Below are 504 nucleotides of genomic sequence, written 5' to 3'. Positions count from 1 at the left end.
TCGTAGAAGCGCCGGAACCGGCGGAGCCCGGTCTCTTTCCACTTCCACCCGAAGATCGAGCCGACGCGAAAGGCCTGGCTTTCGTGCAGGTGGAACGGCCTGCCTTCGAAATCGCCGCCATTCAGCCGTAGCCGGCGCGGGAACCACTCGACAATGTCGCGGGCGGCGTCGCTATCGAAGACGAGACCGCGATGATGCCCCTGATCGAGGTCACGCAGGTGGCGCCGCGCCGTGTTGCGGACATGCGGGCCGGCAACGATCCTGCCCGCGTCGACCGCTTCGGCCCAGGCGGTGACCGGGTCCCTGGCGGAATCGGTCACGCGAAATCGTCCTCATCGAAGTCGAACGCGCCCTGTTCGGCCGCGCCTTTCACTCCGCGCTCGGCCGCCGGCGTCAGGCCGAAGTCGCGCAGCATCGTCAGCGCACGGCGGAAAGCCTCGTTGCGCTGGCCGACCTCAGGCTTGTTCTTCTGCTGCGCGCCGTTGCGGGAGACCACCTCGTACG

1 protein-coding gene and 1 pseudogene are annotated in these 504 nt (G+C 67.9%); both read right to left on the bottom strand.

Annotated elements, in window-relative coordinates:
* Window positions 1-320 (bottom strand): annotated as a pseudogene (locus AB4Y92_RS25560) (terminase large subunit); the annotation flags it as partial.
* The coding region (locus AB4Y92_RS25555) for a P27 family phage terminase small subunit (protein ID WP_441822165.1) at window positions 317-504 on the bottom strand (188 nt) is incomplete at its 5' end. The gene AB4Y92_RS25555 and the pseudogene AB4Y92_RS25560, both read right to left, overlap by 4 nt.

It is taken from the genome of Lysobacter sp. TAB13, assembly GCF_052113885.1.
GTDB lineage: Bacteria > Pseudomonadota > Gammaproteobacteria > Xanthomonadales > Xanthomonadaceae > Lysobacter > Lysobacter gummosus.
This window is presented reverse-complemented; position numbering and strand designations above follow the sequence as displayed.